Source organism: Parafilimonas sp., assembly GCF_051953455.1.
Lineage (GTDB): Bacteria > Bacteroidota > Bacteroidia > Chitinophagales > Chitinophagaceae > Parafilimonas.
The window spans coordinates 393316-407097 of sequence record NZ_JBQCIT010000014.1; the positions used below are offsets into that span (position 1 = coordinate 393316).

Below are 13782 nucleotides of genomic sequence, written 5' to 3' on the forward strand. Positions count from 1 at the left end.
GCCCTGGTGTCATCAGTTAAGCCTTGCTTTTTGCACCTGCATCAGCTTGTTATCGTTTGCATTAATAAGCACCAGTGCAAAAATGCCCAGTATAAGCAGCAGGGCCACTTCGAGATGCGACATAATAACTGTTCCGCCAACATCTATTTTTGCAATGCTGAAAATATGGCTTCCTTCACTCGCCTGTATTTCGCTTAAAGCATTTAAATGCTGTATTACATTTTCAAAACTTACATTAACAGCTTTATTATTTTCATTCAGCCCTGCAGTAAGCGTATTATATTGTTCAAGTTCCTTTTTAAAAGCAATCCATTGTTTTTTTTCAGCAGGTGTTAAATAAGTGGTTTCGTAAGTTTTTATTATTGAATGAATAGCGCTGTCGTGCCGGGCAGCAGTTGCCGCATTATCATTTGCCTTCATTTCATTCAGTAAAAATTTCTTTTGGTAAAGATGGTCAGTAAGCTGAAATATATAAGTGGCGGGCATCAGCCTGTCTTTATAGATAGAAGCGATGGATTCATTCAGCTTTGAAAAGGTTTTCCTGTTGGAAATATTATTCACTAATATTAATACAATAATCAACAGGAGCACCGCAACCGCCTTCATTTTGTCTTTTACCAGGTAAGCCCATTTCATCTGTATATCTTTTATTTTTTAATTGCCGGATGCCCGCCCGGCCGCACGGGCAGGGAATGCCCTTAAATAATCATCGCCTTGATATGTCAAAAGCCTATGGACATTCATAACAGGAAATTTAATTATTGTAAATTAAAAAGATTTAAGATAGCAACCATTGCTTTGCATCATAAATAGCTTATTTAACTATTTCTGTTATTAAAGGATATCGGTTGCATTGTAATGGTTAATATTTTTCGCTGTGAAAAGCCTAAAAAATAATAATCTTTGATGCATTCGTCAGAATAACCAATATCAATAGAAAATATAATGGGCATAAACGAATTTTCAGGTCATGTTGCAATAGTTACGGGTGCGGGCCAGGGCATTGGCTTTGAAATTGCAAGACAGCTCTGCCTTAAAGGTGCATCTGTTTTAATTAATGATATACATGAACCGCTGGTTGATGAAGCTGTTGCAAAAATTTCAATGCATGGACATTGTATAGGATTAGCCGGTGACGCCGCTGATGCTGCCTTTATTCAATCAATGGTAGATGAAGCGGTAAATAAGTTTGGCAAATTAACGATCGCAGTTGCCAATGCAGGCATTACTTTATTTGGCGATTTTTTTGAATATAAATTACAAAGCTTACAGGCTGTGATGAACCTGAACATTGGCGGCAGTTTTTTGCTGGCGCAGGCCGCGGCCAAACAAATGAAACAGCAAAACAGCGGCGGAAGTATTTTGCTCATGTCGTCGGTAACAGGCCACCAGGCGCATAAAAACCTGGCGGCGTACGGCATCACAAAAGCTGCGCTTGAAATGCTGGCAAAAACGCTGGTAGTTGAATTATCACCCTATAATATTTCAATCAATGCCATTGCGCCAGGCGCTACTGTTACGGAACGCACAGGCGAAGACCGGGATTATATAACCACCTGGAGCCGTATAACGCCTATGGGTAAGCCAGCAACGGTGGAGGATATTGCCAATGCAGCATTGTTTATGGTTTCGCCTGCATCAAGACATGTAACGGGGCAAAGTTTGGTTATTGATGGCGGCTGGACGAGTGTAAGCCCCTCACCGTATTAAAAAATCAGTATGGATTTTAATTTAAATTTTATAATATTTCATGTTCAGATTAGATAACAAAACAGCCATCATAACCGGTGGCGGCAGCGGCATAGGAAAAGCTATTTCCATATTATTTGCACAACAGGGCGCAACAGTTTGCATTATTGATATTAATGATGAAAGCAAAAATGTGGCTGATGAAATAAATGCAGCCGGTGGTAAATCATTCTTCTATAAATGCAATATTTCAAGCCAGGCGGAAGTAAAAACCATTGTTGCAGCTATTATACAGCAACATTCCGCCATTGATATTTTAATTAACAATGCCGGTATTGCACATATAGGCACTGCAGAAAATACTTCGGCAGAAGATTTTGAAAGGATATTGAATGTAAATGTGAAAGGCGTTTATAATTGTTTGCACGAAGTCATTCCTTTCATGAAACAAAAAGGGGGCTGCATTGTAAACATGGCTTCCGTAGCAGCATTGGTTGGCCTGGTTGACCGCTTTGCTTATTCTGCCACCAAAGGCGCTGTGTACGCCATGACGCTTTCTGTGGCCAAAGATTATTTATCTCATAACATACGCTGCAACAGTATTTCTCCGGGCCGTGTGCATACGCCGTTTGTTGATGGTTTTATCGCAAAAAATTATCCCGGCAAAGAAGCTGAAATGTTTGAGAAGCTATCCAAAACACAACCTATCGGCCGCATGGGCAAGCCGGAAGAAATAGCGCAGCTTGCTTTGTATTTATGCAGCAACGAAGCATCGTTTATTACAGGCTGCGACTACCCTATTGATGGCGGTTTTATAAAGCTGAATACGTAATACTTCAATTTTAAAATTGTTTCCCGCAACCCTTTTTCAAACACTTGTTAATATGCCCGGTATTTTGCTGCGTTTATCAGGCTTCATTTACTTTTGTTATTAAACCATTTGTTTTGAGCATTACAATTACTACGCAAAATCTATTTAAAACATACGGCAGCCGCACTGTTGTAAACGATGTTTCCATTCATGTGCAGCAGGGCGAAATAGTGGGTTTGCTGGGCCCGAACGGCGCCGGCAAAACCACTACTTTTTATATGGTGGTAGGTTTAATAAAAGCCGATTCCGGAGAGGTTTTTCTCGAGAAAGAAAATATCACCAAACTGCCGATGTACAAGCGGGCACAGTTAGGCATTGGCTACCTGCCACAGGAAGCTTCTGTATTCAGGAAGTTAAGCGTGGAAAATAATATTCTTGCCGTGCTCGAAATGACTGACCTTACCAAGCAACAAAGGCTTGAAAAACTGGAAGAGCTGCTGGAAGAATTCAATCTTAACCATGTTCGTAAAAATAACGGCGACAGTTTGAGCGGCGGCGAAAGACGAAGAACTGAAATAGCCCGTGCGCTTGCCGTGGACCCCAAATTTATTTTGCTGGATGAGCCTTTTGCCGGCGTTGACCCTATTGCGGTGGAAGATATTCAAAGCGTGGTGGCAAGATTAAAATATAAAAATATCGGCATTCTTATCACCGATCATAATGTAAATGAAACACTTTCTATCTGCGATCGGGCTTATCTTTTGATAGAAGGGAAAATATTCAAGCACGGTACTGCCGAAGAACTGGCAGCAAACGAACAGGTAAGACGGCTCTACTTAGGTACCAATTTTGAATTGCGGCGCAAAAACTGGATATTGGAAATGGGAAAGAAAGAGCAATTCCAGGAGCCGGCTGAAGAAAACAAAGAATAGCGTTAAGGTGGATGATGAATATTAAACGTAAAAATTTCAAGGTTCGTTGTTATTGATGAATATGTTTATGTAGAACCAATCACCCGCTATACATTTCCCGTCTAACATCAATAAAATCATATTTTCTCCTATATTCGAATTATGGATTCTGTTAACCTGGTTATATACATTGCAGTTACACTGCTTTTTATAGCTTTCTTTTCGGGCATTGAAGTAGCGTTTGTCAGCGCCAGCAGGTTGTCGGTAGAACTTAAAAAAAAGCAGGGATTGAGCAGTGGTTCTATTCTTTCAAGGTTCATGGAAGCCCCGTCCGGGTTTATTGGTATGTGTTTGGTTGGCATGAGCATTTTTCTTGTTTGTTATGGTTTACTGTTCAGCGAACTTTTGCGCACTTCGTTATGGAACCCGCTTAAATTAACCAACGCTTATGTAAAACTGCTGGCCGATACGATTGTCTCTTCCCTTATTGTTTTACTCACCGGTGTGTTTTTGCCAAGGGCTGTTTTCCGTGCAAAGAATAATAGCCTTCTGAATTTTTTTGCGCCGGTAGCTCAATTGTTTTATAAAATACTCAATCCTGTAGCTTCTTTATTTGTAAGAATATCAGAAGCTGTTTTAAAATACCTGTTCAATGTAAAGGCAAAAGATAAAAACGAGCCTTTTATAAAAATTGATCTTGAAAACTTCTATCAGCAAACACGCGAACAGGACCCGGAAACACAGGATTTGAATACAGAACTTTTTGAGAATGCTTTATCATTACCTTCTGTCAGGGTTCGCCAGTGCCTTGTTCCAAGAACAGAAATAGAAGCGATAGAATTACATACTTCCATTGATGATGTGCTGAAACTTTTTGTTGAAACCAAATTAAGCAAGCTTGTGGTGTATGAAGGCAATATAGACAATATACAAGGCTATGTACACCAGCTCGACCTGTTTAAAAGGCCTACAGAATTACGCTCCATCTTATTGCCCATACCTGTGGTTCCCGAAACAATGAGCGCCACAGACCTCATCAATAAATTCAGTAAGGAGAGAAAAACCATTGCCTGGGTGGTGGATGAATTTGGTGGCACAGCAGGTATTATAACCATGGAAGATATACTGGAAGAAATTTTTGGGGAGATAAGAGATGAATATGATACAGAAGAATTTGTTGAAAAACAGATAGCAGAAAATGAATTTATTTTTTCAGGCAGGCTTGAACTGGATTATCTTAATGAAAAGTATAGCCTCGATTTTCCCGATTCTGATTCTGAAACTTTATCCGGCTATATCATCAATCAGCATGAAACCATTCCCCGCGCCAAAGAGCGCATCATTATAGATAAATATGAATTTGACATTATTACCGTAAGCGATACCCGTATTGAAATGGTAAAGTTGAAGATATTGCGGTAATGAAAGCTGAGGAGTTGAATAGTTGATTGGTTGATTAGTGCAGAATTGGGAATTTGTAATGGGATTAGGAAAAATCTCGGGCAAATAAACTTGTGAACTCTTAGACCTGCAAACATTTAAACTTCGTCGCGTAAATAATTTTTATAAATCCATTTGTCATTCAGCCCCGTACATTTGTACCCCTTTAAAATAAAAGACCAATATAAATGACTGAAGGATTCATTGGCCGCAGAAACCAGGGCAAAGGAGAAATGGCTTTCGTTGACCATCTTGAAGAATTAAGATGGCATATTGTACGTTCACTAATTGCAGTTTTATTTTTTGCAGCACTTATCTTTATTAAGATACAATGGGTTTTCGATAATATTATTTCAGGCCCCATCAATCCTGATTTTATAAGCTACCGTGTTATTTGCAACCTCAGCCATAAACTTGGCCTCGGCGATGGATTATGCCTGGCGCCGGTTGACGTGAAGATGCAAACCACAACATTCGGCGGGCAATTTTTCAGCAGCTTTTCTATTGCGTTTGTGGGTGGTTTAATTATTGCTTTCCCCTATATTTTCTGGGAGTTCTGGCGTTTTGTGAAACCGGCACTTAAACCAAGGGAACTTAAAGGCACACGGTTTGTCATCTTTTGGATTTCTTTCTTTTTCTTCCTGGGGGCTGCTTTCGGATATTTTGTACTTGGCCCGTTTACTTTTAATTTCCTTGCCACTTTCCAGGTAAGTGCGCTTAATACCGTACAAACACAACCAACCATTAACGATTATATTGATAACCTTACCAATCTTATTTTAGGCTGCGGTATTGCGTATGAACTGCCTGTGCTTACTTATGCCCTGACAAAAGTGGGCATTATTACACCGCATTTCCTGCGCCGCTCAAGAAAATATGCGTTGGTGGTTTTATTGATTATTGCCGCCATTATTACGCCAAGCCCCGACTGGTATAGCCAGACGATAGTGTTCCTGCCATTGTTTGGTCTATATGAATTAGGCGTTTATCTATCTTCAAGGGTTTACAAGCGTGAAAAGCAAAAAGAAGCAGAAGAGTGGAGTTAGTTATTTGAGCTTATATGCACTATCAATATTGATTTGCCGGTAAGAGGAATGCTATTTATAGATTAAACCTGTGTTCCTTTTATCAGCAAAATTGATTTTACAGATTGTTCTTTCAGGTGCAGGAATTGTTTTCGTTCTTCATCTTTTGAAAAATTCAGCAGGTCCTGCTCACTTTCAAATTCTACCAAATGAATTTCATAGGGCTTATCAATATGATGCTCTATAAAATTATTTTCTGCAGGCCTGATGCGTAGCAAAAGCCGCCCATTATATTTTGAAATTATGGGCATGGCAATGTTTTCAAATTCATGAAATACATCTTCCTGTCCTTCTTTAATATATACCAGTTGCGTAATATAAATCATAACACATCGTTTGCTGTTTCGTACCCTATACTTTTACCTTCAACCTTTCCTCAGTGCATCCTGTCACCTCTTGGTTCGAGTTTTTTAATGATATCCGCTTCATATGCCAGCCATTCCTGCCAGCGTTTGCGCACTTTATCTTTATCAATATAGGTTTCTGCCAGTTCAATAAAGGTTACATAATGCCCCGCTTCACTTTCCATAAAACGGCGATAAAAATTACGCAGGTAATCATCATTCAAACCTTCGCTCAAACGTTTAAAACGTTCACAACTGCGGGCTTCAATTAAAGCGCATATCAAAAGCTTATCCAATAAACGGTCTTCTTCTCTCCCGCCCTTTACTTCAAACTGCAATAATTTATTTACATATTCATCTTTTCGCTGTTTGCCCAGTTGCAAATTTCGTTTTCGCAGTTCCTGCAATACCAAACGAAAATGCCCCCATTCTTCCGTAACTATTGGCGACAATTCATTCACGAGCTCAATTTTATCAGGGTAGCGTTGTATCAATGAAATGCAGCTTGTGGCTGCTTTCTGTTCACAGTAGGCATGATCGGTTAAAATATCTTCCAGGCTGATGGACGCAAGGTTAACCCAGCGCGGATCGGTGGGCAAATGCAACCCTAAAATATTTCTTTCCGCTTCGTTCATAATGGCAAAGTAAATTCAATTTCCGGCATAACAATGTTTGGCAACCTGATCTTATTAATGATAAAATACAGATAAAGATTTATCAGTCACAGATGCACACATAATCTGCATCTCGGTGGCTAAGCATACCCAGGCCTTTGCAATTTTTATACATTGCATAACCAAAACAGTTTTATATTTCAGCCTAAAAAAGCAATTGCCATGAAGAATCTTATCGGAGTTTTACTTTTATTCTTTCTCACACTAAACATTCATGCACAAAAAGTAATTCCTTTATACAACGGCGCAGCGCCCGGTTCGGAGAACTGGAACTGGGATGAAGCTCGTCAGGACAGCAACCTGTTTAAAACACCGATAGTATACAATGTATCTCATCCCACATTAACCGTTTACCTGCCCGACTCTACGGCGCCCAAAACAAATACGGCGGTTATTATTGCGCCGGGCGGCGGTTTTCATCTTTTATCCATCAACAGCGAAGGTGTTGATGTGGCCAAGTGGCTTAATAAAAAAGGCATCACCTGTTTTGTATTAAAATACCGCCTGGTGCATAGCAAAAACGATAATCCCATCCAGGAAATGATGGACATGATAAGCAAAGGAAGCGAAAATGACGAGGAAACAACAACTGCAATTTTAATGGCAATTGCTGATGGGCGCGAAGCCATCAGTTATGTGCGCAAACATGCACAGGAATATGATATTGATGCCAATAAAATAGGCATCATGGGTTTTTCTGCAGGCGGTACTGTAGCAGCAGCTTCCGCATTTAATTATACGGCTGATAACAAACCCGATTTTGTGGCGCCGGTATATGCATTTTTCCCCGACAGCCTTCAAACAACCGTATCAGCAGATGCGCCGCCAATGTTTCTTACGGCCGCATCTGATGACCAGTTAGGACTTGCGCCGCACAGCATAAGTTTATATAACAAATGGCTAGCTGCAAAACATCCCGCAGAGTTGCACATGTATGTAAAAGGCGGCCATGGTTTTGGTATGCGTAAACAAAATATTCCAACCGATAACTGGATTGAACGTTTTGGCGACTGGCTAAGCGCAATGGACATTACAAAATCGGCCGTGGCGCTTAATGCGCAACAGGCCGAACAGATGCAGGGCATGTTGAAAGACTGGCCTAATATCAAGCGCTATGATGAAGCTAACCAGCAGTTAAAATCAAAACCGGCGATTAAAGACCGTGTAGTGTTTATGGGCAACTCTATTACAGATGGCTGGATAAACCATGATCCTGATTTCTTTTCCAAGAACCCATACGTGGACCGCGGCATAAGCGGGCAAACCACGCCGCAGATGCTGGTGCGTTTCCGTGAAGATGTAATTGCACTGCAGCCCGCAGCCGTAGTGATTTTGGCAGGTATAAACGATATTGCACAAAACACCGGCTATATACGCCCTGAAGATACGTATGGCAATATTGTTTCAATGGCTGAACTGGCCAAGGCCAACAATATAAAAGTAGTTATATGTTCTATATTACCGGCCTACGATTTTCCGTGGCGGCCCGGCCTGCAGCCTGCGGAAAAAGTGGTTGCCATTAATAAGATGCTGAAAGATTATGCAGATAAAAATCATATTGTGTATGTTGATTATTATTCTGCCATGGCCGATGAAAGAAAAGGTTTGCCGTCAAACCTGTCAAAAGATGGCGTGCACCCAACCCTGGAAGGATATAAAATAATGGAGTCGCTGGTACAGAAGGGCATTAAGGAAGCGCTGAACAAGTGAGTGGTAAATGGTACGTAATGAGTAAACTAATAATAGGATCATATATCTCATTTAAATTGTATGATGACAAAGCTGGTTCCCACATGCGTTCCGGGCCAGACCGGGAATCCGCATTACCAGGCGCTTTAAATATTACAGGAAGCGATTAGATAAAATTCATAGTATCAATTCAATAAAATGAATATAAAACGATTGCCTGCTTTTTTTCTTTCACTATTCATTTCAGCCATATCATTTGCACAAACAAAAACACCTGCTGTACAAACAGATGCAGGGTCAGTTTCAGGCATTGTTCAAAATGGTATCAATATTTTTAAAGGCATTCCTTTTGCAGCACCTCCTGTTGGTGAACGGAGATGGAAAGCCCCGCAACCGGTGCAGCCATGGACAGGCGTGAGAAACTGCGATACATTCAGTGCAAGCCCCATGCAGGGTTCGCCTGCGCCCTTCAGCATGTGGAGTGAAGAATTTTTAATAAGAAAAGAACCCATTAGTGAAGACTGTTTATACCTGAATGTATGGACAAGCTTCACCTCTGCCGATAAAAAATTACCGGTATTAGTCTGGATTTATGGCGGTGGCTTTGTAAGCGGCGGCAGTAATGTGCCCATTTATGATGGCGAGGCTATGGCAAAGGAAGGTATTGTGTTTGTAAGTATTAATTACCGCGTGGGCATATTCGGTTTTTTTGCGCACCCTGCGCTTACCAGGGAAGCGCCTTATCATGCTTCAGGCAATTACGGATTACTTGATCAGATTGCCGCATTAAAATGGGTACAACATAACATCGCCGCCTTCGGTGGCGATCCTGGTAACGTAACTATAGCAGGACAATCAGCGGGCTCCATGAGTGTAAATGCATTGGTGGCTTCTCCCCTTGCAAAAGGCCTGTTCAATAAAGCCATTGCAGAAAGCGGCGCATCTTTCTTAAGAAATAATTCGGGTAATAATCTTCAGCAGGCGGAAGAAGCCGGCGTAAAAACGGCAACAGCATTACACGCCAATTCAATTGAAGAATTAAGAAATTTGCCGGCATCCGAATTAATGAAAGCCCAATCGCAGCGCGGTGTTATTATTGATGGTTATGTATTGCCGCAATCAATTGCTGCAATCTTTCAGGAAAATAAAGCCAACAAAGTGGCTTTACTAACCGGCTGGAATGAAAACGAAGGTTTATCGGGCACGATAAAAAATGCAGGTGATTATACCAACCAAATCCAGCAGCAATACGGTGATAATGCAAAAACACTTTTGCAATATTATCCTGCTGCCAATGATTCTATGGCTTCTTCATCGCAATACGATCTTTCAAGAGATATAATTTTTGGTGTGCAAAACTATACATGGGCCAATATGGCAAGCGGACAAGGCAATCATGTTTATGTATACCGCTTTACACGCAAAGTGCCCGGTACAGGGCAATATGCAAAGTATGGCGCCTTTCATACGGGCGAAGTGCCTTATGCTTATAACAATTTAAAATTCGTTAACCGGCCATGGACAGGCATTGATTATAAACTTGCTGGCGTTATGTCTTCTTACTGGGCAAACTTTATTAAAACAGGAAACCCTAACGGCCAGGGTTTGCCTGAATGGAAGCCTTATAATAAAAACGAAAAAGCCATAATGATTTTAGGCGATACACAGCAATCGCAAACCATGCCGGATGCAAAGCGGCTGGATGTTTTATATTCCATAATGAATCCACAGTGAATTCACCTCATTTATGCAATCCATATTTCAAAACATATACAAACACCCGCTTTTACCTGAACCCGATTTGCAAAGCATTATGCATTTGCATAAACAGGTAAATTTTAATAAAGGTGATATTATTTTAAGATCTGGCTGTATTGCCAATGAATATTATTTGCTTGAAACAGGCCTGGTAAGGGCATTCGTTATTAATTACAATGAAGATGAAATTACTACGGGCTTTTTCACGGATGGTGAAATCATTATCTCCCCTCCTTCTTTATTTCAGCGCACTCCATCGCAGGAAACATTGCAGGCGGTTACAGATTGCATCGCCTGGAAAATTGTATTTGATGACTTTCAGCAATTGTATCATAATCTTCCGGGCTTCAGGGAATGGGGCAGGCTTTGGTTTTCGCAACAGCTTTTTTCGCTCAAGCAAAGATCGCTGGATATGATTACCGAAACAGCTACCAACCGTTACCTGAAGCTTATAAAAGAAAAGCCGCAGGTCATCCAGAATGTACCGCTAAAACAAATCGCCACTTATCTCGGCGTTACCGATACTTCATTAAGCAGGATAAGAAAAGACATCGTAAAAACAACGGGCAATTAGGCAATGCAACCTGTCCTGTTATTTAAACTTTCAGACCAAAAACACTCATTCATTTCTTGCCAAATGGCAAGTTCGTTTATATGTTCACTATCCTACTTTTGATTTTAAATAAAGCTATATGGAAAACAAACAGATTAACCCTGCAGTATGGTTCGAAATTTATGTAAATGATATGGAAAGGGCCACCAAATTCTATGAAACCGTATTGAATGTTAAGCTTCAACCTATGTCTGACCCTGCGGATGAAGCTATGCAAATGAAATCATTTCCAAGCGCCGGTGAAAACTTTGGTGCAAGCGGCAGCCTTGTTAAAATGGAACGCATGAAAGGTGGCGGCAATGGCATTATGGTATATTTTGGCTGTGAAGATTGCGCTGTTGAAGAAAGCCGCGTTGAAGCTGCAGGCGGCAATGTTTACAAACCTAAAATGTCTATTGGCGAGTATGGATTTTGTTCCATTGTTGCCGATACCGAAGGCAATGCAATCGGGCTGCATTCTATGAAATAATCCTCTTATTAAATCTTGTTCAATGCCAGGAATAAAACCAATAGCCGTAGCAGTTTTGATACAGAAGCCACTGGAAATTGTTTGGGAAAAATGGACGAATGCCGATGATATCAAACAATGGAATATACCGTTTGAAAACTGGCATTGCCCTGAAGCTTTAAATGATGTAAAAGAAGGCGGCAGCTTTTTCTTTCGCATGGAAAGTAAAGACGGCAAAGAAGGTTTTGATTATAAGGGAAAGTATAACAAGGTTATCCAGCTTGAATATATTGAAAACACGCAGGAGGATGGAAGAAAATCTGTTGTTGAATTTCAGCAGATAGATAATAATACCATCATTCGCGAAACATTTGAACCCGAAGAACAAACACCACGGGATGTGCAGGAAGCATTTTGCCAATCAGTATTGAACAGGTTTAAGCAATATGCAGAACAGTAGGTGTAGTGAGTTGGATCATGCATTTAACAGTTGGCTGCAAAGACAGTTACAAACTATATAAAATAAAGAATAAAACGATGAGGAAAATAATTTCATTCATGCACATATCGCTTGATGGCTTTGTAGCCGGTCCAAACGGTGAAATGGACTGGATTAAAGTTGATGAAGAAATCTTTGATCACGTGGGTAAGCGGATAAGTGAAGGCGATACTGCATTATATGGACGGGTAACTTACCAGATGATGGAAGATTACTGGCCTGCTGCGGGCGACAAGCCGGCGGCAAGCAGGCATGATATTGAACATTCAAAGTGGTATAACAATGTTCATAAAGTTGTTTTATCAAAAACCATGAGAGACGCAGACCTGGATAACACAACAATTATCAGCGACAATCTTTCAGACAACATAAATAAAATAAAACAACAGGCAGGCGAAGACATTTTGCTTTTCGGAAGCCCGACAGCAACACATTCACTTATTCAGCAAAATTTAATTGACGGTTACTGGTTATTTGTTAATCCGGTTATTCTCGGGCAAGGCATTCCATTGTTTACAGGCATTAAAGACAAAACAGAATTAAAGTTATTGACCAGCCGGCAATTTACCTGCGGGGTAACTGAACTGAACTATATAGTGAATAGTCGGTTGTGAGCAGTAAGTAATTTAGACTTAACTACTCGCAACTCACCATTAAAACAACACAATTATGAATACACCGAAATCTCAAAAACTTGAAATTATTATTCCTGCATACAGAATGCATTCCCAAATCTTTTTAAATGCATTAGATGGCATTTCAGCGGCAGATGCCATGAAACGGATTGATGGCAAAACCAATCATATAGTTTGGATGGCCGGCAATTTTGTGAACATGCGTTATGGCCTGGGTCAGGTACTTGGTTTGCGTGAAGAAGATCCATACAATGAATTGTTTTTCCAGGCAAAAGCATTAAATGAAAAATTTGATTATCCCTCATTGGAAAAACTCAAAGAAAATTTTCATACAATTTCATCACTAACGTATCAAAAATTACTGGAAACAACCGACGATAAGCTGGCAGAAAAATTTCCTCTTGGCATGGATGTTTCTTTTTTCGAAGAAAATGTTTTGAATTTCATTGGTATGTGCATTGGAAGAGAGGATTATCTCTGCGGCCAGATAGGTTTGATGCGTAAAATTCTCGGTTATGAAGCCATGAAATATGATGTAAACGAAACTATTCCTTATTAATAATTTTTAAACAACAATTTAAATTTAACGACATGCCTAAATTAAATCCTTACCTCAATTTTGATGGTAAAGCAGAAGAAGCATTCACTTTTTACAAATCCGTTTTTGGCGGCGAATTCCGCGGCGAAGTGTTTAAAATGGGCAATGCGCCCGGTTGTGAAAATCTCCCTGAAGTAGAAAAGAACCGCGTAATGCATATCGCCCTGCCGGTTGGCAACGACCTGCTGATGGCTTCAGACATTGTTCCATCGATGGGACATAAACTTATTGAAGGCAACAACAATTATGTTTCCATCTTCCCTGATTCAAGAGAAGAAGCTGATAAATTATTCAACGGTTTATCAGCAGGCGGCCAGGTGGAAATGCCAATGGCAGACCAGTTCTGGGGCGATTATTTCGGAAGCTTCACTGATAAATATGGTGTGAAGTGGATGATCAATTATTCGTCACAAAACACATAGGTTAAAAAATACTACCATGAAAAAGCCTTGCCATAAGCAGGGCTTTTTCATGTATTTCAATAATCGTTGAATTCAAAAAATACTCATTAAATTTTACCCGCATCATCCATGCGGCTGAGAATTGCGAAGCAACCTCTAAATATTTTTTATACCGAATGCCTGTTAA

The 13782-nt window shown here is 40.3% G+C and carries 17 protein-coding genes; 14 read left to right on the forward strand and 3 right to left on the reverse strand.

Annotated features, from left to right (window positions below):
• Positions 1 to 12: 12 nt before the first annotated feature.
• On the reverse strand, positions 13 to 636 hold the full coding sequence (locus ACTHN6_RS06355; RefSeq protein ID WP_440434890.1) for an MCP four helix bundle domain-containing protein: 624 nt from the start codon (positions 634 to 636) through the stop codon (positions 13 to 15).
• A 309-nt stretch (positions 637 to 945) separates the two neighbouring features.
• Between ACTHN6_RS06355 and ACTHN6_RS06360 the strand changes: the two genes are divergently transcribed.
• The 5 genes from ACTHN6_RS06360 (at position 946) to tatC (ending at position 5897) form a co-directional block, all read left to right on the forward strand.
• A complete protein-coding gene (locus ACTHN6_RS06360; protein ID WP_440434891.1) occupies positions 946 to 1710 on the forward strand; it encodes an SDR family NAD(P)-dependent oxidoreductase in 765 nt (254 codons plus the stop codon).
• Between the two features lie 40 nt (positions 1711 to 1750).
• Positions 1751 to 2521, forward strand: a complete 771-nt coding sequence (locus tag ACTHN6_RS06365; RefSeq protein ID WP_440434892.1) for an SDR family NAD(P)-dependent oxidoreductase — start codon at positions 1751 to 1753, stop codon at positions 2519 to 2521.
• A gap of 113 nt (positions 2522 to 2634) precedes the next feature.
• On the forward strand, positions 2635 to 3432 hold the full coding sequence (lptB, locus tag ACTHN6_RS06370) for an LPS export ABC transporter ATP-binding protein (protein WP_440434893.1): 798 nt from the start codon (positions 2635 to 2637) through the stop codon (positions 3430 to 3432).
• Between the two features lie 141 nt (positions 3433 to 3573).
• Positions 3574 to 4833 carry a hemolysin family protein gene (locus ACTHN6_RS06375; RefSeq protein ID WP_440434894.1) on the forward strand — a complete coding sequence of 420 codons (1260 nt, stop codon included), beginning with the start codon at positions 3574 to 3576 and terminating at the stop codon, positions 4831 to 4833.
• Between the two features lie 206 nt (positions 4834 to 5039).
• Positions 5040 to 5897, forward strand: coding sequence for a twin-arginine translocase subunit TatC (gene tatC, locus ACTHN6_RS06380; protein WP_440434895.1), 858 nt, complete (start codon positions 5040 to 5042; stop codon positions 5895 to 5897).
• 62 nt (positions 5898 to 5959) lie between these two features.
• Here the strand turns inward: tatC and ACTHN6_RS06385 are convergent, their stop codons facing one another.
• Both ACTHN6_RS06385 and ACTHN6_RS06390 read right to left on the reverse strand, forming a co-directional pair.
• Positions 5960 to 6262: a DUF1330 domain-containing protein gene (locus ACTHN6_RS06385; protein WP_440434896.1), complete on the reverse strand. Its 303-nt coding sequence runs from the start codon at positions 6260 to 6262 to the stop codon at positions 5960 to 5962.
• Between the two features lie 50 nt (positions 6263 to 6312).
• Positions 6313 to 6915 carry a tRNA-(ms[2]io[6]A)-hydroxylase gene (locus ACTHN6_RS06390; RefSeq protein WP_440434897.1) on the reverse strand — a complete coding sequence of 201 codons (603 nt, stop codon included), beginning with the start codon at positions 6913 to 6915 and terminating at the stop codon, positions 6313 to 6315.
• Between the two features lie 201 nt (positions 6916 to 7116).
• Here ACTHN6_RS06390 and ACTHN6_RS06395 point away from each other — a divergent pair, with 201 nt between their 5' ends.
• The 9 genes from ACTHN6_RS06395 (at position 7117) to ACTHN6_RS06435 (ending at position 13616) form a co-directional block, all read left to right on the forward strand.
• Entirely contained in the window at positions 7117 to 8664 is a 1548-nt protein-coding gene (locus tag ACTHN6_RS06395; protein ID WP_440434898.1) for a GDSL-type esterase/lipase family protein, read from the forward strand.
• 17 nt (positions 8665 to 8681) lie between these two features.
• The gene (locus ACTHN6_RS06400) at positions 8682 to 8813 is read left to right on the forward strand and encodes a hypothetical protein (RefSeq protein WP_440434899.1); all 132 of its coding nucleotides are present in this window, start codon (positions 8682 to 8684) and stop codon (positions 8811 to 8813) included.
• Positions 8814 to 8841: 28 nt separating this feature from the next.
• On the forward strand, positions 8842 to 10377 hold the full coding sequence (locus ACTHN6_RS06405) for a carboxylesterase/lipase family protein (RefSeq protein WP_440434900.1): 1536 nt from the start codon (positions 8842 to 8844) through the stop codon (positions 10375 to 10377).
• Positions 10378 to 10390: 13 nt separating this feature from the next.
• Positions 10391 to 10975, forward strand: a complete 585-nt coding sequence (locus ACTHN6_RS06410) for a Crp/Fnr family transcriptional regulator (protein ID WP_440434901.1) — start codon at positions 10391 to 10393, stop codon at positions 10973 to 10975.
• 118 nt (positions 10976 to 11093) lie between these two features.
• A complete protein-coding gene (locus ACTHN6_RS06415; RefSeq protein WP_440434902.1) occupies positions 11094 to 11483 on the forward strand; it encodes a VOC family protein in 390 nt (129 codons plus the stop codon).
• 22 nt (positions 11484 to 11505) lie between these two features.
• Positions 11506 to 11922, forward strand: a complete 417-nt coding sequence (locus ACTHN6_RS06420) for an SRPBCC domain-containing protein (protein WP_440434903.1) — start codon at positions 11506 to 11508, stop codon at positions 11920 to 11922.
• A gap of 77 nt (positions 11923 to 11999) precedes the next feature.
• Positions 12000 to 12575 (forward strand): dihydrofolate reductase family protein, encoded by a 576-nt coding sequence (locus tag ACTHN6_RS06425; RefSeq protein ID WP_440434904.1) that lies wholly within the window; start codon positions 12000 to 12002, stop codon positions 12573 to 12575.
• Between the two features lie 55 nt (positions 12576 to 12630).
• The gene (locus ACTHN6_RS06430; protein WP_440434905.1) at positions 12631 to 13155 is read left to right on the forward strand and encodes a DinB family protein; all 525 of its coding nucleotides are present in this window, start codon (positions 12631 to 12633) and stop codon (positions 13153 to 13155) included.
• A gap of 32 nt (positions 13156 to 13187) precedes the next feature.
• Positions 13188 to 13616: a VOC family protein gene (locus ACTHN6_RS06435; protein ID WP_440434906.1), complete on the forward strand. Its 429-nt coding sequence runs from the start codon at positions 13188 to 13190 to the stop codon at positions 13614 to 13616.
• Positions 13617 to 13782: the final 166 nt, after the last annotated feature.